The sequence below is a fragment of the Methylobacterium sp. BTF04 genome (genome assembly GCF_010692745.1).
GTDB lineage: Bacteria > Pseudomonadota > Alphaproteobacteria > Rhizobiales > Beijerinckiaceae > Methylobacterium.
On the sequence record NZ_JAAHTB010000008.1, the window covers coordinates 110801 to 133425 of the forward strand.

At 67.3% G+C, this 22625-nt stretch carries 19 protein-coding genes; 14 read left to right on the plus strand and 5 right to left on the minus strand.

All coding sequences use genetic code 11. The features are described from left to right. The first annotated feature begins 351 nt into the window (after nt 1-351). Nucleotides 352-1770, plus strand: a complete 1419-nt coding sequence (locus tag G3T14_RS07320) for an oligosaccharide flippase family protein (RefSeq protein WP_163641566.1) — start codon at nt 352-354, stop codon at nt 1768-1770. Further along, a complete protein-coding gene (locus G3T14_RS07325) occupies nt 1770-2978 on the plus strand; it encodes a GNAT family N-acetyltransferase (protein WP_246733029.1) in 1209 nt (402 codons plus the stop codon). The genes G3T14_RS07320 and G3T14_RS07325 overlap by 1 nt, the downstream gene beginning before the upstream one ends. 16 nt (nt 2979-2994) lie before the next feature. On the opposite strand, the gene G3T14_RS07330 is transcribed toward G3T14_RS07325, so the two are convergent. Both G3T14_RS07330 and G3T14_RS07335 read right to left on the minus strand, forming a co-directional pair. After that, nucleotides 2995-3348 carry a hypothetical protein gene (locus G3T14_RS07330; RefSeq protein WP_163641568.1) on the minus strand — a complete coding sequence of 118 codons (354 nt, stop codon included), beginning with the start codon at nt 3346-3348 and terminating at the stop codon, nt 2995-2997. Between the two features lie 4 nt (nt 3349-3352). Then, the gene (locus G3T14_RS07335; RefSeq protein ID WP_163641570.1) at nt 3353-3598 is read right to left on the minus strand and encodes a hypothetical protein; all 246 of its coding nucleotides are present in this window, start codon (nt 3596-3598) and stop codon (nt 3353-3355) included. 229 nt (nt 3599-3827) lie between these two features. Here G3T14_RS07335 and sseA point away from each other — a divergent pair, with 229 nt between their 5' ends. The 10 genes from sseA to G3T14_RS07385 all read left to right on the plus strand — a co-directional run bounded on the left by sseA (nt 3828) and on the right by G3T14_RS07385 (nt 15635). Further along, nucleotides 3828-4676, plus strand: a complete 849-nt coding sequence (sseA, locus tag G3T14_RS07340; RefSeq protein ID WP_163641572.1) for a 3-mercaptopyruvate sulfurtransferase — start codon at nt 3828-3830, stop codon at nt 4674-4676. An 80-nt stretch (nt 4677-4756) separates the two neighbouring features. After that, a complete protein-coding gene (locus G3T14_RS07345) occupies nt 4757-5635 on the plus strand; it encodes an urease accessory protein UreD (RefSeq protein WP_348645229.1) in 879 nt (292 codons plus the stop codon). A gap of 97 nt (nt 5636-5732) precedes the next feature. Next, nucleotides 5733-7544 carry an allophanate hydrolase gene (atzF, locus tag G3T14_RS07350; protein WP_163641582.1) on the plus strand — a complete coding sequence of 604 codons (1812 nt, stop codon included), beginning with the start codon at nt 5733-5735 and terminating at the stop codon, nt 7542-7544. Between the two features lie 95 nt (nt 7545-7639). Continuing rightward, nucleotides 7640-9865, plus strand: coding sequence for a glycosyltransferase (locus tag G3T14_RS07355; RefSeq protein WP_246733032.1), 2226 nt, complete (start codon nt 7640-7642; stop codon nt 9863-9865). Nucleotides 9866-10003: 138 nt separating this feature from the next. Continuing rightward, complete coding sequence (locus tag G3T14_RS07360; RefSeq protein WP_163641586.1) at nt 10004-11326, plus strand: SLC13 family permease; 1323 nt, start codon at nt 10004-10006, stop codon at nt 11324-11326. A 163-nt stretch (nt 11327-11489) separates the two neighbouring features. Continuing rightward, nucleotides 11490-11891, plus strand: a complete 402-nt coding sequence (gene sdhC, locus G3T14_RS07365; RefSeq protein WP_163641588.1) for a succinate dehydrogenase, cytochrome b556 subunit — start codon at nt 11490-11492, stop codon at nt 11889-11891. A gap of 11 nt (nt 11892-11902) precedes the next feature. Beyond that, a complete protein-coding gene (sdhD, locus tag G3T14_RS07370) occupies nt 11903-12307 on the plus strand; it encodes a succinate dehydrogenase, hydrophobic membrane anchor protein (protein ID WP_163641590.1) in 405 nt (134 codons plus the stop codon). Between the two features lie 28 nt (nt 12308-12335). Beyond that, nucleotides 12336-14150 carry a succinate dehydrogenase flavoprotein subunit gene (gene sdhA / locus G3T14_RS07375; protein WP_163641592.1) on the plus strand — a complete coding sequence of 605 codons (1815 nt, stop codon included), beginning with the start codon at nt 12336-12338 and terminating at the stop codon, nt 14148-14150. Nucleotides 14151-14207: 57 nt separating this feature from the next. Continuing rightward, the gene (locus tag G3T14_RS07380) at nt 14208-14768 is read left to right on the plus strand and encodes a hypothetical protein (protein ID WP_163641594.1); all 561 of its coding nucleotides are present in this window, start codon (nt 14208-14210) and stop codon (nt 14766-14768) included. A 63-nt stretch (nt 14769-14831) separates the two neighbouring features. Beyond that, the gene (locus tag G3T14_RS07385; protein WP_163641659.1) at nt 14832-15635 is read left to right on the plus strand and encodes a succinate dehydrogenase iron-sulfur subunit; all 804 of its coding nucleotides are present in this window, start codon (nt 14832-14834) and stop codon (nt 15633-15635) included. Between the two features lie 96 nt (nt 15636-15731). On the opposite strand, the gene G3T14_RS07390 is transcribed toward G3T14_RS07385, so the two are convergent. From G3T14_RS07390 to G3T14_RS07400, 3 genes are all read right to left on the minus strand, one after another. Continuing rightward, the gene (locus G3T14_RS07390; RefSeq protein ID WP_163641596.1) at nt 15732-18896 is read right to left on the minus strand and encodes a multidrug efflux RND transporter permease subunit; all 3165 of its coding nucleotides are present in this window, start codon (nt 18894-18896) and stop codon (nt 15732-15734) included. Between the two features lie 3 nt (nt 18897-18899). Next, nucleotides 18900-20081, minus strand: coding sequence for an efflux RND transporter periplasmic adaptor subunit (locus G3T14_RS07395; RefSeq protein WP_163641660.1), 1182 nt, complete (start codon nt 20079-20081; stop codon nt 18900-18902). 365 nt (nt 20082-20446) lie between these two features. Continuing rightward, entirely contained in the window at nt 20447-20821 is a 375-nt protein-coding gene (locus G3T14_RS07400) for a hypothetical protein (RefSeq protein WP_204262697.1), read from the minus strand. A gap of 329 nt (nt 20822-21150) precedes the next feature. On the opposite strand from G3T14_RS07400, the gene G3T14_RS07405 reads away from it, so the two are divergent. Continuing rightward, nucleotides 21151-21726 (plus strand): L,D-transpeptidase, encoded by a 576-nt coding sequence (locus G3T14_RS07405; protein WP_204262698.1) that lies wholly within the window; start codon nt 21151-21153, stop codon nt 21724-21726. Nucleotides 21727-21823: 97 nt separating this feature from the next. Continuing rightward, on the plus strand, nt 21824-22624 hold the full coding sequence (locus tag G3T14_RS07410) for a TSUP family transporter (protein ID WP_163641662.1): 801 nt from the start codon (nt 21824-21826) through the stop codon (nt 22622-22624). The last annotated feature ends 1 nt before the right edge of the window (nt 22625 follow it).

Genomic DNA, 22625 nt, shown 5'->3' on the forward strand with positions numbered 1-22625 from the left:
CGTTGAGCTGGAGCCGCCCGCGTGCCGGGGCAGTCCGGGTGCATGCACGTTGAAGAGAGGGGCTCAGGTCGGTCGGAATTCGCGCTGGGCGACCCGTCGATCCGTCACGCAGCCCTCTCAAGCGGAACCATGACGGCCGCTGACGCTGCAAGTGCGATATGCGGCTTCGCGTCTGCGAAGTCAATGCCGAGGGATCGTATCGTCGGACCATCCGGCGGTCGTCGCTTTTGCACCTTCGACGTCCGAAGACGGCGAGGCGGATCAGGCGCCGACCCGCGTATTGACGCCTCGGCAAGGGTTGCGTGTTAAGACTTCCCACAGACCGGGCGGCCCGGTGGACCCGAATTCCGGATGATCGCGCGCCATACCCTCACCTATGTCGGCTCGCGTGGCCTCGCCGCCGCCCTGAATATGGCCTCGCTCGCTGTCTTCACGCGCCTCGCGCCGACCGAAGTGTATGGGCTGTATCTGCTCGTCCTGTCCTGGGCGCTGGTACTCTACGGGGCGACCTGCCAATGGCCGAAATTCTCGTTCTTCGCGCTCTATGACGAGACGCGCGCGGCGGCCCAGGTCGGTACGGTGGTCCGCCTGCTCGGTGCGATGATCGGGCTCGCCAGTCTGGTCGCGGCCGGAGCGACCCTGCTCGGCTTTGTGGAAGCACGGTCCGCCATCGCCATCGTCGCAGCGGCGTGCGGGATGATGGTGTTCGAGGGGTCGGCGGAGATCGCCAGAACCCGGCTCGAGGTGGGCGCGGTCGCGTTGTCCATCGTTCTGCGCGCGGTGCTGGTCCTGGTCCTGGGCAGCGCCGCCCTGCTGCTGTCGGGCGATGCCGTCGACCTTCTCCTCGCCACTGCCGGTGCCAACGTGATCGCGGCGGTGCCGGCCGTCCTGTCGATCGCCACGCTGTTGCGCGCGCGCGGCAACCTGCATGAGGCCCGGCGCCTCCTCACCTATGGTTGGCCTCTGGTGCTGTCCTTCGGGGTCGCGGCGCTCGCTCAGACCATCGACCGGCTGATCATCGGATCGAGCGTCGGCGTGCGCGAACTCGGGGCCTACGGCGCCTTCGCCGATTTCCTGCGCCAGAGCTTCGTCGTGTTCGGTGACAGTATCGCCCTCGCCCTCGTCTCCATCGCCAAGCGCGATGCGCGGGACGGCGGCATGGCGGCGGCGCGCCCTGTGCTGGAGGATGCCGCGCGCCTGCTCACTCTGATCGCGGCCTTCGGGGCGGTGTTCTTCCTCGCCTTCGACGATCTTCTCGTAGCGGCCCTGCTCGGGCCGGATTATCGCGATGCCGCGCTGCGGGTCGCGCCCCTGCTGGTCGCGGGCAGCATCCTGCTGATGTTCCGATCCTATTATTTCGGACAGGTCATCTACTTCGCGGATTCGAGCCGCCTCGACGCCGTCGCATCCGTCACGTTGCTTACGGTCATCGGCGGATTGTCGGCGCTGCTGATCCCGCGCTACGGCGTCGAGGGGGCGGCCGTGGCCGTGGCCCTGGGCCAGGGCGCCGCCTGCCTCGTTTTCGTGCTCGGCACACGCGGGCCGATCCGAATGCCGGTGCCGTGGCGCGACATCGCCGTCATCGCGGCATCCGCCCTCGCCTGTCGGGCCGTCATCGGCGCCGTCGATCTGACAGCGATGGGCCGCGCACCGGCCGGGATCGCCTTGGAAATCACCCTGTTGGGGATCGCCGCAATGGCGACAGCGTGGCGTTTCAACATCCTCGGGATCGCCGACCTCACTGCCCGGCGACTGAACCGAGCCGCGTGATGAATTGGTTCAAGTCGCGGATGCGCCGTACCAGCGTCGTGACCCCCGATGGGCTCGTCGTCGCTCTCCGACCGCTGGACCCGCACGCCCCCTGGATCGAGCCTTGGCGGAGGCTGAGCGACCGCGCCCTCGTCGACAACCTCTTTTACCATCCCGACTTTGCCTTGTCCGCGGCGGGGGCGTTCGGAGCCGGGGTGCAGGTCGCCCTCGTGGGCGATCGGGCGCCGGAAGAGCCGGGCCTGCGCCTGCTCGCAGCTTGGCCCATTCGCCGAACCCGCCTGCGCTGGGGCATTCCGCTGACGCTTGTCATGGGCTGGATGCACGATTTCGGCGTCTTCGGTGCGCCGCTTCTCGATGCGGCGGAGGCGTCACGCGCCCTCGATGCCCTGTTCTTCGGCGTTCGCCTGCTGGTGGGAAAGCGCGTGATGCTGACCTTCGCGCCCACGCGAGGAGCGTTCGCCGACCTGCTTTCGGATTGGCTGGGGCGCCACCGCCTGCGCCAGGCCCGGTTCTGGGCGCACGAGCGGGCGTTTCTCGATCTGAGGGGAAAGGCGCAGTCTGAGCGCGCGGCCTATCTCGATCACCTCTCCGCCCGACGGCGCCGCAAGTTCCGTCAAAGCGCCGAGCGCCTGGAGGCGGACGGTCCCGTCACCTTCGAGACCGTCCGCGACCCGGGCGAACTCGCGGCCGCCCTCGACGACCATCTCGCCGTCGAGGCCCAGGGATGGAAGGGCCGGCGCGGCACCGCCATCGCCGCAGCGCCGTCTCAGGCCGCCCTGATGCGCGGCGCTGTCGCTTCCCTCGGCGCGCGCGGCTGCGTTCGGATCGACCGGCTGCGTCGCAACGAGCGGACCCTGGCCTCGGTGGTGAGCTTCGTCACCCGCGACGAGATCTGGACCCTGAAGATCGCCTTCGACGAATCGGTCGCCCGCCACTCCCCCGGCACCCAGTTGTTCTACCGACTGACCCAGAGCCTGATCGCGGATGGCGCCGTCACCAGAGCCGATTCCTGCGCGCCGCCGAACTTCGCCCTGCCCGAGACCTTCTGGACCGAGCGACGCGCGCTCGCGCACATCCTTGTGGAGACGCGGGGCGGTGACCGTTTGTTCGCTTTGGCCGCGCGGCTCGAGCGCTTGCGTGCCGACATCGTGACCTGGGTGCGCGCCTGGGTCCATGCTCGTCGCAAGACCGCCGAGGCGGATTCCTGAGGGTCGGCTGGCCGGACTACCAGCCGAACCGGCTGATCTGATCGAGCTTGACCTGCACCGTGGATTCGTCCTGACCGAAGGCGGCGATGCGTTGCGATAGGCCGTAGCAGGTGGCGCAGAACGCGAGATGCAGAAGCGGAATCCCGTCCTCCCGGGCGCGGGCGACCGAGCCGACGAGGCAGCCGATCGCCGGCTCGTCCACCGGTGTCGTGAGGCACGCCCCACGTGGGCTGCCGAAGAACGGGCGGTTCGGATAGGCGAGCGACACGACGGTGCTGCCGCGCCGATCCGGCGCGGGGGGCACCGTGTAGCTGCGGACGAATGTCGCGGCGAACAGCAACAGCACCCCGAAGGCGAGAAGCGTGCGCATGGGTTCAGCCCGGCCCGTCGAAGCGGCTCCAGCGAAACACCTCCGTGCCCGCCCCGTCGATCACTCGGACGAGTTCCGCCGGTTCCCCCGAGCGTTGTGGGGCACGGGCGCGGGCGAACAGCGTGAGCGCCCGCTCGCGGGCCGCCTCGACGCCGCTGGTCCGCACGGAGACGCGCTGGCGTACGGCATCCGGGCCAAGCGATTCCTCGGGACCGAGGATTTCGATGTGAAAGGTTTCACGCGGGCTCAAGGCTGCGGCGGCTCCATCGGGGGCGTTCCGCCATAGACATAGGCCAAGCCGGCCACGACCGGCACCCGTAAAGACGCCGCGCGCGGACCCATGGGACGCCGGACGTCGTCGGCCGCCCTTTCGAGGTCTGAAACCGCGCTGCGGTCGTGACGGGCCGGAGCCATCGTGCAACGGCGGCCCGGATGTGATTGAGTGGCGTATCCCCTCACGTCGAACGGAAAAAGAACCCATGGCGACGACGCCCTTCGTCAGCACGGATTGGCTCAAGGCCCGCCTCGACGCGCCCGACCTCGTCGTGCTCGACGCCTCTTGGTATCTGCCCGCGCAGGGGCGCGATGCAGCCGCCGAGTATGCCGCCGGCCACATCCCCGGTGCTGTCCGCTTCGATATCGACGCGATGAGCGACGAAGGCTCCACCCTGCCTCACATGCTGCCGCGCCCCGAGGTCTTCGCCTCGCGGATGCGGGCTTTGGGCATCGGCGACGGCATGCACATCGTGGTCTATGACGGCATGGGCCTGTTTTCCGCTCCCCGCGTGCGCTGGATGCTGATGACTTTCGGGGTGCGCGACGTGGCGATCCTGGAGGGCGGCTTTCCCGCCTGGGTGGCGACCGGTGGCCCGGTGGAAGACGGCGAAGGCCGCCCCCGCGCCAAGCGCCATTTCACCGCCCGTCTCGATCATGGTGCGGTGGCGGATGCGGGCGACATCGCCCGCGCCCTCGAGACCGGTTTGGCGCAGGTGGTCGATGCCCGGTCCGGCCCGCGCTTTCGCGGCGAGGAGGCCGAGCCACGGCCGGGCGTGCGCCCCGGCCATATGGCCGGCGCGCGCAACGTGCACTACTCGGCTCTGCAGACGGACGGTCGCCTCAAGGATCCGGAGGCCCTGCGCGCGGTGTTCGCGGAAAACGGCGTCGACGTCGAGCGCCCGGTGGTCACCACGTGCGGCTCGGGCGTCACGGCCGCCATCGTCGCGCTGGCGCTGGAGACCCTCGGCCGTCCGCCCCGTGCCCTCTACGATGGCTCCTGGTCGGAATGGGGCTCGGATGCCGAGCGCCCTGTCGCCACCGGACCTGCGTGAAGCGGCCCTGGCCGTGTCGGCTCGCGTCCGCGGGGTAGGTGTGATGAACCGTGGCGTTTGATCGATCGGGGCCGCTGTCTGTGGCGCCGGAGCCGACCGCGAAGACGGCAGCGCCCGCGCGGCAACGCTCGGACGGTCGCATCCGCCTGAGCGTCGTGCGGATGGGCGATAGCACCCGGATCCGCGACCTCGCCGAGGCCGGTCCCTCGCGTCTGCGGCTGCCGCGCCGGCCGGTAGGACCCTGCGAGGCGGTGTTGCTTAACACCGCCGGCGGCATCGCCTGCGGCGACCGGTTCAGCGTCGCGGTGGAGGTCGGCCCTGGTGCTGACCTCGTCCTCACCACTACCGCGGCGGAAAAAATTTATCGCTCGGACGGCCCAGTCAGCATCGCCGAGACGCGCGTGACTGTCGAGGCCGGAGGCCGCCTCGCCTACCTGCCGCAGGAGACGATCCTGTTCGACGGCGCGGCGCTGCGCCGTCGGTTCGAGGCCGATCTGGCTTCGGACGCGCATCTCCTCGCCTTCGAGGCCATCACCTTCGGGCGAACGGCGCGTGACGAAGACATCCGGCACGGGACCTTCGCGGATGTCTGGCGCATCCGCCGCGACGGGCGCCTCGTCTATGCCGATTCCCTCAGCCTCGAGGGCCCGATCACCGCGCACCTCGCCCGCACCGCCATCGCCGGCGGCGCGCGGGCGATGGCGACGCTGATCGACGTTTCGCCCGATGCGGAAGGGCGGATCGAGGAAGTGCGTGCGCTTCTCGAAGCCAGCGGCGCGCGAGTCGGTCTCCCGGCCGCCGGTAGCCGGGGCGGCGGCGTCGAGGCCGGAGCGAGCGCCTGGAACGGCCATCTCGTGGTGCGCTGTCTCAGTGCCGATCCGGACACCCTGCGCAGCGTCACCCAGCGCGTCCTCGTCGGCTACCGCGGAATGTCGTTGCCGCGCGTCTGGCAGACTTGAGGGGCGGTATCGGCCATTCTCTCTCGTGCATGCCTCTAGCGATCTGGCTCGCCTCTTGTATGCACCGCTGGCGATCATCCCGGAGATCCGAACCTTCATGCTGCCGACCATTCTCGATCTGGCGACCCTCCGCGCCGTCTATGCCTCGGGCGATCTCACTCCGGTGGCGCTTGCCGACATCGTCGCCGACCGGATGGCGGCCTCGGGCGACCCGGCGATCTTCATCACTCCGGTCGCGCGTTCCGCCCTCGTGGCGGCGGCACGGGACTTGATGACACGTGCGCCCGAGCCGAATTCGCTGCCGCTCTGGGGCGTACCGTTCGCGGTGAAGGACAACATCGACGTCGCGGGCCTGCCCACCACCGCCGCCTGCCCGGCTTTCGCCTACACGCCCGATGCCGATGCGGAGGTCGTCGCGCGCCTGAAGGCGGCGGGCGCCCTGGTGACGGGCAAGACCAACCTCGACCAGTTCGCCACTGGCCTCAACGGAACCCGCTCGCCCTACGGTGCGCCGCGCAGCGTGTTCGATGCGGATTACGTCTCGGGTGGGTCGAGTTCCGGCTCGGCGGTCGCGGTGGCGGCCGGGCTTGCCAGCTTCTCCCTCGGCACCGACACCGCCGGCTCGGGCCGGGTGCCGGCCGCCTTCAACAATCTCGTCGGCATCAAACCGACGCCCGGCCTCCTCAGCACCACCGGACTCGTCCCGGCCTGCCGCAGTCTCGATTGCATCACGGTGTTTTCGGCGACTGTGGGGGACGGAACCGTCGTGCGGAGAATCGCCGAGGGCTTCGACCCGGCCGACCCGTATTCGCGCCGAGCCGTTCCGCTTGGCTTACCCAGCACGGGTCTGCGCTTCGGCGTGCTGATGCCGGCCGAGCGCGAATTCTACGGTGATGCCGAAACCGAGGCGCTCTACGATGCGGCCATCGCGCGGCTCGAAACCCTGGGCGGCGTCGCGGTGCCGTTTGATTACGCCCCGTTCCGCGAGATCGCCACTTTACTCTACGACGGGCCCTGGGTCGCCGAGCGCCTGGTGGCCATCGAAGAGTTTTTCGCAGATCACGCCGCGGCGATGGATCCGAGCGTCCGCGCCATCGTCGCCTCGGCGCAAGGCTACAGTGCCGCCGATGCGTTCCGGGGCCGGTATGCGTTCGAGACGCTGCGCCGGCGGACCGATGCGATCCTGGCCGGGCTCGATCTACTGCTGCTGCCGACCGCTCCCACCACCTACAGCGTTGCGGCGATGCAGGCCGATCCGATCCGCCTCAACAGCCATTTCGGGCGCTACACCAACTTCGCCAACCTGCTCGGTCACGCCGCGATCGCGGTGCCGGCGGGATTCCGCGCCGATGGTCTGCCCGGCGGCGTGATGCTGGTGGCCCCGAGCTTCAGCGACGAGGCTTTGGCGCCCTGGGCCGATGCGCTCCACCGCGCCCTCGGCGGCGGCATGGGGATCGACCGTGCCGCCGCCCTGCCGGAGGCGAGCCGCGTTCTCGCCGCGCCATCGACGTCCGAAGCGATCGAACTGGTAGTGGTCGGCGCGCATCTCACGGGGTTGGCCCTCAACCACCAACTCCTCACGCTCGGCGCCACCTTCGTCCGCAGCGCGACGACCACGCGCGATTATCGCCTCTACGCGCTGGCAGGAACGGTCCCGGCCAAACCCGGGCTGATCCGAACGCCGGGCTTCGACGGTCCTGGCTTGGCGGTGGAGATTTGGTCCCTCGACCCGGCGGCCTTCGGTCGGTTCGCTGCCGCGATCCCGGCGCCCCTCGGTATCGGCAGGATTGCCCTCGACGACGGCAGCGAGGCCTCCGGCTTCCTGTGCGAGGCCCACGCGGTCGATGGTGCCGTCGAGATCACCGCCTATGGCGGCTGGCGCGCCTATCTTGCTGCCGAGACCGGCTGATCCCGTTGCTTGCGATGCCGACGACCGGCGCTTAAACCCGGCACAGCATCAGGATGGCGCCACGCGGGCGGCATCGGCGTGAAGGATTTCCGGGTTTGCCGCGTACGATCCGTTGCCGCCTCGACCCCGTCAGCCAGATCGTGGCGGAGGACCAGGCGGGTCTATGGCGGGCGACCGGCTCCGACCCCCATTTCCGGTTGTGGCCGGCTAAGGCGCGGGGCCGGCATCGTGGCGGCTGGGTGCGCATCCGGGCCGACCTGACTCCCTCGGAGCGGACCAAGCTGACGCCACTGCTCTATGTCGACGACGGCAAGGGGTTTCGCGAGACGCTGGTCATTCCCCTCGAAGCCGATGCGAACGGTATCGACAACCTCGTGCATCTGCCCAGGCGCGTGCGCGGCCTGCGCCTCGACCCGCTCGGTGGACCGGGCCGTTTCAGCCTGAGCGCTGTCAGCCTGACGCATCTGAGCCCGGTGGGTGCCTGCGTGGAGACCGCTCGCCGACTCCTGGACACGCTCCCCCCGGAGGAGCGGACTCCGCTACGCCTGCTGCCGCGTCTTGCCGGCCTTGCCCACAGCCGGCCTGCGCGCGCGCTCTGGACCGCCTTTCGCGATAGTGCGAGGCCGCGGCCTGCGCCGGCCTCCTACACCACCTGGATCGACACGGTGGAGACGCCGTCACGCCTGTCGGTGGAGGCGATGCGTCGCGCCATCGCCGGGTTCGGCATCCAGCCACGCATTTCGATCGTCATGCCGGTCTACGACACGCCCCTGCGCTGGCTGGAAGCGGCCATCGCATCGGTGCAGGCGCAGGCTTATCAGGATTGGGAACTGTGCCTGTGCGACGACAACTCGCCATCGCCGCACATCCTGCCGATGCTCGCGGCGTTCGCGGCCGGTGATTCCCGGATCAAGCTGCATCGGAGGAGCGAGAACGGCCGCATCTCTGCCGCGTCCAACGACGCGATGGCGCTGGCGACCGGCACATACATGACGCTGATGGACCACGACGACGTGATCCCGGACAACGCCCTCTACGAATTCGTGCGCATCCTCAACGCCGACCCCACGGTGGACTTCATCTATTCCGATGAAGACAAGATCTCCATCGACGGCGTGCGTTACGATCCGTTCTTCAAGCCGGACTGGTCGCCCGAGGCGCTCGAAGCCTGCATGTATACGGCGCATCTGGCGCTCTACCGGATGGATATCGTCGGCCGCATCGGCGGCTTTCGAGAGGTTTGCAACGGTGCGCAGGATTACGACTTCGCCCTTCGGTACACCGAGCAGGTTCGCAACGTCCATCACGTCGCCAAGGTGCTCTATCACTGGCGCGCGATCCCCGGTTCCACGGCGCAGACCATGGACAACAAGGACTACGTCATCGCGTCGGCGGTGCGTGGCCTCGAGGACAGGGCACGGCGCACCGGCGAACTCGATTACGTTCGCCCCTCCCCTTACAAGGGCTGCTTCGATCTGCGCCGAAAGCTGATGGCACGGCCGCTCGTCTCCATCGTGATCCCGAGCGCCGGACGCGACAGCGTGGTCGGCGGGCGGAGCGTCGATCTCCTGGCCGCCTGCCTCGCCAGCATCCGCCAGACCAGTCTCTACGACGCCATCGAGATCGTGGTCGTCGACAACGGCGATCTGCGACCGCAGACGCAGGCCGCCCTCGACCGACATGGGGCGCGGCGCGTCACCTATGCGCAGCCGGTCTTCAACGTCGCCGCCAAGATGAATCTCGGGGCGCGGGCCGCCGCGGGCGACGTGCTGGTGTTCCTCAACGACGACATCGCGGTGATCACGCCCGACTGGATCGAGGCGATGCTGGCGTTGCTCCAGATCCCCGGCGTGGGCGCGGTCGGCCCCAAGCTGCTGTTCGAGACCGGGGAAATCCAGCATGCCGGCGTCTCCGTCGTCGATTCAACGCCCGACCATATTCGCCGTGGCTATCCCGGGGACGATCCGGGGCACTTCTTCTCCACGGCGGCCAACCGCAACTATCTGGCGGTCACCGGGGCCTGCGTGATGGTGAAACGGACCGACTTCGATGCCATCGATGGCTTCGACGAGGGATTTCCGGTCAACTACAACGACGTCGATCTGTGTCTGCGCCTGTGGGATCGCGGCCTGCGCATCGTCTATTGCGCCACGGTCTCGCTCTATCATTACGAGAGCCGGAACCGGGTGCGCAGCGTCGACCCGGCCGAGCAGGAGCGCTTCCGCGACCGCTGGGCCGAGAAGATCCCGCTCGACCCGTTCTATGGCGAATGGTTCGCGGCGCTGCCGCCGACCTTCGAGCTCGACCCGTCCCGTTTCTGACCTTCGATCCTTCGCCAACGGCGAAGGATCGATCGAAGTCTTCCGAATTGCGAACCGTTCCAATTCGAGGGCAAGTGTCAGTCCTCGCAAACACGGCAGCGGCGTCAGGCCGGCGGTCACGGAACGGTTTCCGGCGCGATGCAGACATCATCACTCCTGGGCGGGGACGGCACGGTGGTGATGACCGGGCTGCTGCTCGTGCTCTGCATGGGGCTCTGGGCGAGCGGTCTCGTGGCGGAGATCGTCACCGCGATGCTGTTCTTCGCCCTTGCGATGCTGTTTCGCCTCGCGCCGCCGGCCGTGGTGTTTTCAGGATTCGCCTCCTCCGCCTTCTGGCTGGTGCTGAGCGGCATGGTGGTCGGGCTGGCGATGACGCGCACCGGGCTCGGCGCCCGGCTCGCCCTCGGCCTCTCGGGCTATCTTTCCACATCCTATCGCGGGTTCATCGCCGGTCTCGTGGCGCTCGCCTTCGCCCTGTCCTTCGTCATGCCATCCAATCTCGGGCGGATCGCCTTGCTGATACCGGTGGTGCTGTCCCTGTGCGACGCCTTCGGGCTCGAGCCCGGACGGCCCGGGCGGCACGGCGCCGTACTGGCGGTGGGGCTGGCGACGCCGATCCTGTCCGCTGCGGTACTACCGGCAAACGTGCCCAACCTCGTCATGGCCGGCACGGCGGAGGCCCAATACGGTCTGCATATCGGGTACCTGCCCTATCTGATCCTGCATGCGCCGGTCCTGGCGATCGCCAAGGGTGTGCTCCTCGTCGTCGCGACGGTCTGGATGTTCCCGGATCGGCTGGGAGCGAATGCAGGGCCGGCAGAGGTGGACGGTGCGCCCCTCACGCCTGAGGCCCGGCGCCTGTCCGTGATTCTGGTCGCAACGCTGGCCTTGTGGGTGACGGACGGTGTGCACCACATCGCGCCGGCCTGGATCGGGCTCTCGGCCGCGGTGATCTGCCTGCTGCCGCGCATCGGCGTGCTGCCGGCGGAGGCGTTCGGTGCCGTGAACCTGCGCACCTGCTTCTACGTCGCCGCCCTGCTCGGCCTGGTGGCGACGGTCAACGAGATCGGCCTCGGCGCCCGTCTCGGCCACGCGCTCCTTAGTATCGCACCGCTGCGGGCGGATGCGCCGGCCCACGATTTCGGGATTCTCGCGGGTCTCGCCGCCATCCTGACCCTCGCGGTCACCGCTAACGGGGCACCGGCCCTCTACACCGCTCTGGCCGGCGAGATGGCGCGGGCGAGCAATCTCGACCTCATGAGCGTCGTGATGATCCAGGTGGTGGGGTACTCGACGCTGTTCCTGCCCTATCAGGCACCCCCCATCGTGATGGCTGTGGATCTTGGGCGGGTGCCCCTGGTGCAGGCGACGAAGCTGACCCTGCTCACCGGCTTCGCCTCGGTCCTCCTGATCGCGCCGCTCGACTACCTGTGGTGGCGTATCCTGGGACAAATCCCATGAGCGCGGTGACGGAAGCGCGACTGACGATCGGCCGAGAGTGTCGCATCCCGCCGGCTATGGAGACGGGTTGCGCATTGGCTCGCGGCCTGTACCACCTTAGAGACGGTCCAAAGTTTTAATCCCATTTTCGCGACGCTGACAAAAATCGAGGATCGCAACCACGATGCCACCCACCGTCCGACCCACGGTCGCAGCGCCCTTGTCGCCCCATCTCCAGATCTATCGCTGGACTTGGACCATGGCGATGTCGGTGTTCCACCGCATCACCGGCACCGCGCTCTACGGCGGCACCGGCCTCGTCGCGATCTGGCTCGTAGCCCTCGCCTCGGGCCCGCTCGGCTACGACGCCGTCGCATGGTTCTTCGGCTCGATCGTCGGTCGGCTGATCCTGTTCGTCTACACCTGGATCCTGATGCACCACATGCTGGGCGGTCTGCGCCACTTCGTCTGGGACGTCGGCCAGGGCTTCGACCGTGAGCGCCGGATGGCGTTGGCACGCGGTACGCTGATCGCGTCGGTGATCGCCACCGTTCTCATCTGGGCGATCGCCCTCGTCGTGCGCTGAGGAGGCCGATCATGGCTGACACTGCAAAGACTTCGCTGCGCACTGCGCGCTCCCGCGTGAAGGGTCTCGGCGCCTCCGGCCACGGCGCCGGCCACTGGTGGCAGCAGCGCGTCACCGCGGCCGCCAACGTGCCGCTGATGATCGCCTTCATCGTAATCATCGCCAAGATGTCCGGGCGCCCCTACCCCGAGGCGGTCGCCCTGGTGTCGCACCCCCTCGTGGCGCTCATTCTGATCCTCGCCGTGATCTCGGTCGCGCTCCACATGAGGATCGGCCTGCAGGTGGTGATCGAGGACTATGTCCAAGCCAAGGGGCTGAAGTTCGCCGCCCTGTTCGCCAACAACGTCTATTCGGTCGGTGTGGCCGTCGCCTGTCTCTACGCGATCATGCGCGTGAGTCTGGCGCGCCTCGTCTGATCGCATCCGGAACCCAAGGAGATCGTCCATGGCCAGCAACGGATCGAACGGCGCGCCCGCCTATACGATCACCGACCACACCTTCGACGTGGTGATCGTCGGTGCCGGCGGTGCGGGGCTTCGCGCTACAGTGGGCTGCTCGCAGGCCGGGCTGCGTACCGCCTGCATCACCAAGGTGTTCCCCACCCGCTCGCACACCGTGGCGGCCCAGGGCGGCATCTCGGCTTCCCTCGGCAATATGGGGCCGGACGATTGGCGCTGGCACATGTACGACACCGTCAAGGGCTCGGACTGGCTCGGTGACCAGGACGCCATCGAGTACCTCGTGCGCAACGCGCCGGCCGCGGTCTACGAGCTCGAGCATTGGGGCGTCCCGTTCTCGCGCACCGAAGAAGGCAAGATTTATCAGCGCCCCTTCGGCGGCATGACCACGGATTACGGCAAGGGCACCGCCCAGCGGACCTGTGCCGCGGCCGACCGCACCGGCCACGCGATGCTGCACACGCTGTATGGCCAGGCGGTGAAGAACAACACCAACTTCTTCATCGAGTACTTCGCCCTCGATCTGATCATGGACGAGGACGGCCGCTGCCTCGGCGTCATCGCCATCGATCAAGCCACCGGCGAGATTCATCGGTTCCGCGGCCAGCAGACCATTCTGGCCACCGGCGGCTATGGCCGTTCGTATTTCTCGGCCACCTCCGCCCATACCTGTACGGGCGATGGCAATGCCATGGTGCTGCGCGCCGGCCTGCCGCTGCAGGATATGGAATTCGTGCAGTTCCACCCCACCGGCATCTACGGCGCCGGCTGCCTCATTACCGAGGGCGCACGCGGTGAGGGCGGCTATCTCACCAATTCCGAGGGCGAGCGCTTCATGGAGCGCTACGCGCCGTCGGCGAAGGATCTCGCCTCGCGCGACGTGGTCTCACGGTCGATGACCATGGAGATCCGGGCCGGCCGCGGCGTCGGCAAGACCAGCGATCACATCTACCTGCACCTCGACCATCTCGACCCGGCGATCCTGCACCAGCGCCTGCCGGGGATTTCCGAATCCGCCAAGATCTTCGCCGGCGTCGATGTCACCAAGGAGCCGATCCCGGTTTTGCCGACGGTGCATTACAACATGGGCGGCATCCCGACGAACTATCACGGCGAGGTCCTGACCCTGAAGAACGGCAACCCCGACACGGTGGTGCCGGGCCTGATGGCGCTCGGCGAAGCGGCCTGCGTGTCCGTTCACGGCGCCAACCGGCTCGGCTCCAACTCGCTCATCGATCTCGTGGTGTTCGGCCGTGCGGCCGGCCTGCGCTGCGCCGAGATCGTCGAGCCGGGCCGCCGCCAGATGGACCTGCCGAAGGACTCCGCCGACAAGGCGCTCGGCCGCCTCGACCGCTTCCGTTACGCCAACGGCAATACGCCGACGGCGGAACTGCGCGCCGAGATGCAGAAGACCATGCAGAACAATTGCGCGGTCTTCCGCACCGGCGAAGTGCTGGAAGAGGGCAAGACCCTCATCCACAAGGTCGCCTCCGGCATCCAGGACATCAAGATCGAAGATCGTTCGCTGATCTGGAACACCGACCTGCTCGAGACCCTGGAATTCGACAACCTCATCGGCCAGGCGGTCGTCACGATGGAATCGGCGGCCAACCGCAAGGAGAGCCGCGGCGCGCATGCCCGAGAGGATTTCCCGGATCGCGACGACAAGGAATGGATGAAGCATACGCTCGCCTGGATGGACGACAAATCCAAGCAGGTCAGCATCGATTACCGTCCGGTCCATACTTACACGATGTCGAACGAGATTCAGTATATCGAGCCGAAGGCGCGCGTATACTGATGAAGAACGAGACGGCACCGCGCATTTCCGCGATGCCGGATTGTAGGAGATGAGGCGATGAACTCGACGCTGCGCCGCCGTGCGAGCGCTGCCCTTGCGATCATGGCAGCTCTCCTTCTGATCGTGCCGGCGGCGGCGCGGGCTCCGGACTTCGATTTTCCGCCGGAGGTCGTCGGCTTCGCACGCGGACCCAGGACCGATTACGAAGCCCGCGCTCCCGGATACGGCTACTCCGTCGTGTACACGAACGGTCGCTGGAAAGCGGATGTCTACGTCTACGACGGCGGAGTTGCGCTGATCGCCGACGGGCCATCGTCTTCGGGTGTCGCGGAACAGATCGCGCAGGCGGGCGGCGAAATCCGGACGCTGGTGGAGCGCGGCGTTTATCGCGGAAGCACGGATCGCGGACCGATGCGGCTCGGCGGCGCAGCGGGAGACGCAGTCGCATGCCGCGCCTTCACCATCGACCGCCCGGATCTCGGCGTGACCGAAAGCTTGCTGTGCCTCACGGGCCTACGCGGAAAATACGTGAAGTTCCGCTTGTCGAGTCCTGTGGGAACGCAGGTATCCCAGGTGGAAGCAGAGCAATTCATCGCCGGCTGGCTTGCCCGCCAATAGAAATCCTGCGGTTCGAAGCGCGTGACACCGCTGCTCCGCCCCGCTCTCTACGAAGGTACGGACATGGCCCAGTTCAACCTCCCCAAGAACTCCCAGCTCACCGAGGGCAAGATCTGGCCTCGGCCGACGGGTGGGAACAACCTCCAGGAATTTCGGATCTACCGCTGGAATCCCGATGACGGGAAGAACCCGCGCGTCGATATCTATCAGGTCGATCGGGACGATTGCGGGCCGATGGTCCTCGACGCCCTGCTGTGGATCAAGAGCAAGGTCGATTCGACTCTGGTGTTCCGCCGCTCCTGCCGCGAGGGCATCTGCGGCTCCTGCGCCATGAACATCGAAGGCCAGAATGCCCTCGCCTGCACCATGGGCATCGACGAGTGCCAGGAGCATGCCAAGGGCAAGAAGACCGGCGCGGTGCGGATCTACCCGCTGCCTCACATGCCGGTGCTGAAGGACCTCGTCCCCGACCTGACGAACTTCTTCGCCCAGCATGCCTCGGTGGAGCCCTGGCTCCAGACCGAGACGCCCGCCCCGGAAGGCGAGTGGAAGCAGACGCCGGAGGATCGCGCCCAGCTCGATGGGCTGTACGAGTGCATCCTGTGCGCGTGCTGCACCACCTCCTGCCCGAGCTATTGGTGGAACGGCGACCGCTTCCTCGGCCCGGCGGCCCTGCTCCAGGCCTATCGCTGGCTCATCGACAGCCGCGACGAGAACACCGGTGAGCGTCTCGACGCGTTGCACGATCCCTTCCGGCTTTACCGCTGCCACACGATCATGAACTGCGCCAACGCGTGTCCGAAGGGGCTGAACCCGGCCAAAGCCATCGCCGAGATCAAGAAGATGATGGTCACGCGCGAAGTCTGACGATCACCGTCCGTGCATGGGCGGCCGGCAGGCACGAAAAAGGGGCGCGCGGTTCTGAGAACCACGCGCCCCTTTTTTGTCGGTGATCCGGGATGCTTATTCTGCCGGTACGTGATGGCCCGCCTGCACGGCGCCGGGCTCGGCCTCGGGCCGGATTCCCTGCATCGCGTCCTTGCGCCGGAACAGACGCATGACGACGACGAAGAACACCGGCACGAACAGCACGGCGAGGATCGTCGCCGAAATCATGCCGCCGAGCACGCCGGTGCCGATCGCCTGCTGGCTTTTCGAGGCCGCACCCGAGGCGATGGCGAGAGGTACCACGCCGAAGATGAAGGCGAGAGAGGTCATCACGATCGGGCGGAAGCGCAGGGTCGCCGCCTCGATGGTCGCATCGACGAGGGAGGTGCCGGGCTTCCACAGGTCCTTGGCGAATTCCACGATCAGGATCGCGTTCTTGGCCGAAAGACCGATGATCGTGATGATCCCGATCTTGAAGTAGACGTCGTTTGGCATGCCGCGCAGATATACCGCCGCCACCGAGCCGATAATGCCGAGCGGGATGACGAGCAGGACCGAGAACGGAATCGACCAGCTTTCGTACAGCGCGGCCAGACACAGGAACACGATCAGGATCGACAGGCCGAGCAGCAAGGATGCCTGGCTGCCGGCCTGCTTTTCCTGAAGCGACTGTCCAGTCCAGGTGTAACCGAAGCCCTTCGGCAGTTGCTGCATCAGGCGCTCCATCTCGATGAGCGCGTCTCCGGAGGTGTAGCCCGCCGCCGGCTCGCCGGTGATGCGCACCGACTGGTAGCCGTTGAAGCCGACGATCTGCGATGGGCCGACACCCCATTTCAGGTCGGCGAAGGAGGACATCGGCACCATCGTTCCGGTGGCGTTCTTCACTCCGTAGTTCAGCAAATCGGGCGCTTGCATGCGCTGCAGCTGCTCGGCCTGGACGTAGACGCGCTGCATCTTGCCCTGGTTCGGGAAGTCGTTGGTGTAGACCGATCCGAGATTGACCTGGATCGTGCTGTTGATGTCCTCGAACTTGACGCCGAGAGCCGCCGCCTTCTCACGATCGATGATGAGTTCCGCCTGCGGGGCCGGAGACAGGCCTTCAATCTTCATCTTCTGCAGAATCGGGCTCTTCTTCGCGAGGGTCAGCAACTGCGCTTCGGCGGCGGTGAGCGCCGAGTACCCTTTCTGCGCCCGGTCCTGGAGGCGGAAGGAGAAGCCGGCCGCGTTGCCGAGATTGTCCACCGGCGGCGGCTCCTGCGCGTCGACGATGGCGTCGCGGTAGCCGGCCAACGCCGCGTTGGTGCCGGCTACCAGAGCGTTGGCGGAGTTCGATGCGTCGCGTTCGCTCCAGGGCTTCAGGGTCACGAAGGCCTGGCTGAGGTTCGGGCCCTGCCCCGAGAACGAGAAGCCGTTCAGCATCGTCACCGTGGCGATACCGGGCTGAGCGAGCAGGTATTTCTCGACCTCGCGCACGGCGGTCTGCGTGCGGTTGAACGAGGCGCCCGGCGGTGTCTGGATGTCGACGGTGAAGAAGCCCTGATCCTCGACCGGCAGGAAGCCTTCGGGGAGTCGCAGGAAGGCGAAGCCCATGCCGACCACAAGTGCCAGATAGACCACCATCACCCGGCCGGAGCGCTTGATGAGCCCGGCGATGCCACGTCCGTAGCGCGCGGTCTCGCGGTCCACCACCCGATTGAACCAACCGAAGACGCCGCCCTTGGAATGGCCGTGGCCCTTCTCGATCGGCTTGAGCAGGGTCGCACACAGGGCCGGTGTCAGCGACAGGGCGAGCAGTGCCGAGAAACCGATGGAGGTGACCATCGCGATGGAGAACTGCCGGTAGATGATGCCCACCGAACCGGGGAAGAACGCCATCGGAATGAACACCGCGATCAACACCAGCGTGATGCCGATGATGGCGCCGGTGATCTGGCCCATGGCCTTCCGCGTGGCCTCCTTCGGCGAGAGGCCCTCCTCGTTCATGATGCGCTCGACGTTCTCCACCACCACGATGGCGTCGTCGACGAGGATGCCGATGGCGAGCACCATGCCGAACATGGTGAGCACGTTGATCGAGAACCCGGCGAGCAGCATCACCGTGACGGTCCCCATCAGGGCGATCGGTACGACGATGGTCGGGATCAAGGTGTAACGGATGTTCTGGAGGAACACGAACATCACGACGAAGACCAGTATCACCGCCTCGACGAGGGTCATCAGGACCTTCTTGATCGAGGCCTGCACGGCCGGGGTGATGTCGTAGGGAATGTCCCACTTCAGGCCCGGCGGAAAGAACTGGGCGAGCTCCTCCATCTTGGCGCGGATGGCCTTGGCCGTCTCGAGGGCGTTGCCATCGGGGGCGAGGGTCACCGAGATGCCGGCTGCTTCGCCGCCGTTCAATCGTGTCGAGAACTGGTAGGCGTCGCCTCCGAGTTCGATCCGCGACACGTCGCGCAGGCGCACGTTCGAGCCATCGGAATTGGCCCGCAGCACGATCGCGCCGAAATCCTCGACGGTGTTGAGCTGACCCTTGACGACGATCGGTGCGAAGACCGGATGGCTGACGGGGCTCGGCTGGGCGCCGACCGCGCCCGAGGCGATCTGGATGTTCTGGTTGCGGATCGCATTGGTGACGTCGTCGGGCATCAGTGAGAGGCCGCGCAGCTTGTCTGGATCGACCCAGACGCGCAGGGACCGCTCGGTCGAATAGAGGGTGGCGCGCCCGACGCCGGGCACGCGCCGGATTTCGTTGATGACGTTGCGGATCAGGAAATCGCCGAGCCCGATCTCGTCCATCTTCCCGTCGGTGGAGACGAGGGTGATGATGTTCAGGGTCGCGGCGGAAGCTTCCTCCACCAGGATACCCTGCTGGCGCACCTCTGCCGGCAGGCGCGCCTCGACGCGCTTCAGGCGGTTCTGCACCTCCACCGAGGCCAGCGCCGGGTCGGTGCCCGGTAGGAACGTCGCGGTGATGTTGATCGAGCCGAACGAATCGGTGGTCGACTCGAAGCTCATGATATTGGCAGCACCGTTGAGCTCATCCTCGATGAGGCGGGTGGTGCCGGTGTAGAGGCTTTCCACCGACGCGCCGGGAAACGCCGTCGAGAGCGCGATCGAGGGCGGCGCGATCACCGGATACTGCGCCACGGGCAGGAGGGGGAGCGAGAGCGCTCCGCCCAGGATGATGAACAGGGCGACGACCCAGGCGAAGACCGGCCGGTCGATGAAGAAACGGGCCATGGCTCAGCGCACCTGCGCTGCGTTCTGCGTGGCGGGCGTTGCTTCCGCCCCGTCGGTGTCGCGCGGCTTCGTCCCGGTTTCGTGGCCGGCCGGGTGCAATTCCACCGCCTTGACCTGCTGACCGGCGGTAATCTTCTGAACGCCCTCGACCACCACGCGGTCGCCGGCCTTCAGGCCCTCGCGGATGACCCACTGGTTGTCGACCACGGGGCCGACCTCCACGGGCTGCAGCATGACCTTTTCGTCCTCTCGCACCACCCAAACCTCGGCCTTGCCGTCGTTGGTACGCTGGATCGATTGCTGCGGAACCGCGATGGCATCGAAATCGATGCCCTGTTTGATCCGGGCGCGCACGTACATGCCGGGGAACAGCTCATCGTGCGGATTCGGGAACAGCACGCGAAGGGTCACCTGACCGGTGCTCGGATCGGCGGTGACGTCCGAGAACAGCAGCTTGCCGGCCGAGCCGTAGAGCGAGCCATCGTCCATGATCAGATGGACGTTGGCGGTGTCGCCGCTCAGGCGCGAGAGTTCGCCGCTGGCGAGATCCCGGCGCAACTTGTTCAGCTCACCCACCGACTGGGTGATGTCGACATAGATCGGATCGAGCTGCTGGATTGTGGCGAGGTTCGACGTCGCGCCCTGCTCCACCAGCGTGCCCTCGGTGAGGAGAGCGCGACCGATGCGGCCGGAGATCGGGGCGCGGACATCGGTGTAACCGAGGTTGAGCCGGGCCTTGTCGCGGGAGGCCTTGGCGCCGGCAACCTCGGCCTGGGCCTGCTTCTGGCTGGCATAGGCGGCGTCGTACTGGGCTTGGCTCGCGGTCTGGCGCGAAAGGAGCTGTTCCAGGCGGTCGGCCTGCTGGCCGGCGAGCACCTGCGCCGCCTCTGTGCGGGCGAGCACCGCCTCAGCGCTCTGGAGCTCCACCACGAAGGGCGCGGGGTCGATCTTGTAGAGGACGTCGCCCTCCTTGACCAAGCTCCCCTGCTCGAAGGTGCGCTTCACCACCAGTCCGGAGACACGCGAGCGCACCTCGGCGATCCGCAGCGGCGCCACGCGACCGGGCAGGTCGCGGACATACGGGATCGGCTGCTCGCGCACCGTGACGATGCTGACCTCGGGGGCCGGACCCGGAACGGGGGCGGCGGCTTGCTGTTTCTGGTCACAGCCCGACAGGGCGACCATGACGAAGCCGGCGGCGAGAGAGGCCGGCCAAGCCCAGGGTGCACGGGTGGAGAAAGACGTCACGATCACTTCGCTCCTGCGAAACTCTGGCGATGGTCGGCCCGCTCACGGATCGGCATCGGGTGTTCAAAAGCCTGACGCACCCTCGTCCGGAATCGGAGCGAGGCCGTGGCAATCGCCGGGCCCCTGGATAAGCGGCCCCGGCGTAAGATTCCGTTCGTATCGGTGATTGCATCCCGGACTGGCCGGCGTTGCACGGTCTTGCGCTACTCATCGCAGAGGATTCTGGCGATCAGACGACAGCGTCGGGATTGATCGATCCGCAGCAGGTACGGGTTCTCGCGACGCGCGGGCGGCGTGGTCGATCAGGCCGTCGTTCTGGGAGGGCGCTCGAGCCGCGTCGCGTCCGAACTTTCCGCGATCGCCACGATGGCGGAGCCGATCGTTGCTGCGGGCGGCGCCAAGGCGAGAGAGGGCAATCCGGTCCAGCCTGCATCGTCGAGGCAATCGTCGAGGTCGGCCGTGACGGTGGCCGCGATCGTCGTCGCATGGAAGTCGCCGGGCTGTGCATCCATCAGCACGACCCGCTCGCCATCCGGCGTCACGGCGAACCGGTTCTGCTGAAGCCCCATCATCATCACGAGCGTGAGTGCGAGACAGGCGACCGCTGTGCGGAAAGCCCGATAGCCCAGCAGCTTCCATGCCGAGGAATCGGCAGGAGGTCCGGATAGTACAGCCATCGTGGGGGGAGTGGTCACCTACCCAAGGTTGGTACCGGGTGCAACGCAACGCAATATCCTGCGGCATTCTGTCGTGGAACTCTCGGCTCTTGCGCTTCGCCCTCCGGGCGATTTCCTTCGGCGTTGCTCGGATCCCACAAGCCTCGCGGTTCGACTATCCCTGGGTTGACCACCCCACCCCATGCCGCCAAGGCTCCACGCTCCGATCATTCGCCCATCCGATCCAGTCGTCGTCCGTGTTTCGGTCGCTTCGTGAATCGGGCGGCTGCCGGAACGGACATCGCCGGCATCGGCCGCCGAACACCCGCCTCGGCCGAAGGAGACGACTCATGCTCACGCGTCGCATCATCGCTGCATCGGCCTTCGCGGCCCTCGCCACGATCGCATCCGGACAGGGCGCCAGCGCCGCCAACCCGTTCGACAGCGGCCCGATCGCCGACTTCATGAACATCTTTCGCGAGCAGGCGATCCCTCGCGAGACCGTGGCCTGGAAGGGCGCGGAGAAGCCGGGCACCATCGTCGTGTCGACGAGCCAGCGCCGGCTCTACTACGTGCTGGGCCGCGGCGAGGCCGTGCGCTACGGCGTCGGCGTCGGCCGGCAGGGCTTCTCGTGGTCGGGCGAGAAGACGGTAACCATGAAGAAGGAATGGCCGGCTTGGCGCCCGCCGGCGCAGATGCTGGCCCGCCGGCCCGACCTGCCGCGCTTCATGGCCGGCGGCCAGGACAATCCGCTGGGTGCCCGCGCCATGTATCTCGGCTCGTCGCTCTATCGCATCCACGGGTCCAACGAACCCGAGACCATGGGCGCCGCCGTCTCCTCCGGCTGCATCCGCATGACCAACAAGGATGTGGTCGATCTCTACGATCGCGCGAAGGTCGGCACCAAGGTGATCGTGCGCAACTGAGGCCGTCACGCCGTCGATCGGCGGCGTGACTTCAAACGATCATCCGTTCGCCTGCCTGTCCGCGGCCGGTCTGCCGCGGCTGAGGGACGAGTGGGATATGATCTTCGGCGTCGATATCGGCCTGATCGCAGGCCTCTTCGCGGTCGCCCTGGCGGCCGGGTGCGTCGACGCCATCGCGGGTGGCGGCGGTCTGCTGACGGTGCCGGTCCTGCTGCTGTCCGGGCTCGATCCCGTGAGCGCCATCGCGACGAACAAGCTCCAGGGCAGTGCCGGCGCCGTCTCCTCGACGATCGCGTTCGCGCGCCGTGGCCTGATCCATTGGCCGGACGCCTGGAAGATTGCGCTGAGCGCCGGCATCGCCTCGATCGGGGGCGCCCTGTGCGTGAGCCTGCTGCCGCGCCCGGTGCTCGACGCTGCCGTGCCGATCCTGCTCGTCGGCATCGCACTCTACTTTGCCATGGCGCGCCGCATGAGCAACGACGACGCTACCGCTCGCGTGACCCCTGCCCTGTTCGCCCTGACTTGGGCACCGGCCGTCGGCTTCTACGACGGGGTGTTCGGACCCGGCGCCGGCGCGTTCTACATGATCGGCTTCGTGACGCTGCTGGGCCTCGGCGTCGTGCGGGCCACAGCGCACACCAAACTCGCCAATGCCGCGAGCAATCTCGGCAGCCTCGCGCTGTTCGCGGCAGGCGGGCATGTGATCTGGCCCATCGGCCTCGCCATGGCGGTCGGTGCGTTCTTCGGTGCCCAGGTCGGATCGCGTCTCGCGATCCGGTTGGGTGCCCGGCTGATCCGGCCGCTCCTGGTCACCATCGCCTGCCTGATGGCGCTCCGTCTGCTCTCCGACCCGGCGAACCCGCTGCGGCGCGCCGTGGTCGGGTTTTTCGGCGGCTGAA

What these genes read in the sequence shown, in the direction of transcription:
- G3T14_RS07320 (WP_163641566.1), top strand. Translation starts at nt 352, where the DNA reads ATGATCGCGCGCCATACCCTCACCTATGTCGGCTCGCGTGGCCTCGCC.
- G3T14_RS07325 (WP_246733029.1), top strand. Translation starts at nt 1,770, where the DNA reads ATGAATTGGTTCAAGTCGCGGATGCGCCGTACCAGCGTCGTGACCCCC.
- G3T14_RS07330 (WP_163641568.1), bottom strand. Translation starts at nt 3,348, where the DNA reads ATGCGCACGCTTCTCGCCTTCGGGGTGCTGTTGCTGTTCGCCGCGACA.
- sseA (WP_163641572.1), top strand. Translation starts at nt 3,828, where the DNA reads ATGGCGACGACGCCCTTCGTCAGCACGGATTGGCTCAAGGCCCGCCTC.
- atzF (WP_163641582.1), top strand. Translation starts at nt 5,733, where the DNA reads ATGCTGCCGACCATTCTCGATCTGGCGACCCTCCGCGCCGTCTATGCC.
- G3T14_RS07360 (WP_163641586.1), top strand. Translation starts at nt 10,004, where the DNA reads ATGCAGACATCATCACTCCTGGGCGGGGACGGCACGGTGGTGATGACC.
- sdhC (WP_163641588.1), top strand. Translation starts at nt 11,490, where the DNA reads ATGCCACCCACCGTCCGACCCACGGTCGCAGCGCCCTTGTCGCCCCAT.
- sdhD (WP_163641590.1), top strand. Translation starts at nt 11,903, where the DNA reads ATGGCTGACACTGCAAAGACTTCGCTGCGCACTGCGCGCTCCCGCGTG.
- sdhA (WP_163641592.1), top strand. Translation starts at nt 12,336, where the DNA reads ATGGCCAGCAACGGATCGAACGGCGCGCCCGCCTATACGATCACCGAC.
- G3T14_RS07380 (WP_163641594.1), top strand. Translation starts at nt 14,208, where the DNA reads ATGAACTCGACGCTGCGCCGCCGTGCGAGCGCTGCCCTTGCGATCATG.
- G3T14_RS07385 (WP_163641659.1), top strand. Translation starts at nt 14,832, where the DNA reads ATGGCCCAGTTCAACCTCCCCAAGAACTCCCAGCTCACCGAGGGCAAG.
- G3T14_RS07390 (WP_163641596.1), bottom strand. Translation starts at nt 18,896, where the DNA reads ATGGCCCGTTTCTTCATCGACCGGCCGGTCTTCGCCTGGGTCGTCGCC.
- G3T14_RS07395 (WP_163641660.1), bottom strand. Translation starts at nt 20,081, where the DNA reads ATGGTCGCCCTGTCGGGCTGTGACCAGAAACAGCAAGCCGCCGCCCCC.
- G3T14_RS07400 (WP_204262697.1), bottom strand. Translation starts at nt 20,821, where the DNA reads ATGGCTGTACTATCCGGACCTCCTGCCGATTCCTCGGCATGGAAGCTG.
- G3T14_RS07405 (WP_204262698.1), top strand. Translation starts at nt 21,151, where the DNA reads ATGCTCACGCGTCGCATCATCGCTGCATCGGCCTTCGCGGCCCTCGCC.
- G3T14_RS07410 (WP_163641662.1), top strand. Translation starts at nt 21,824, where the DNA reads ATGATCTTCGGCGTCGATATCGGCCTGATCGCAGGCCTCTTCGCGGTC.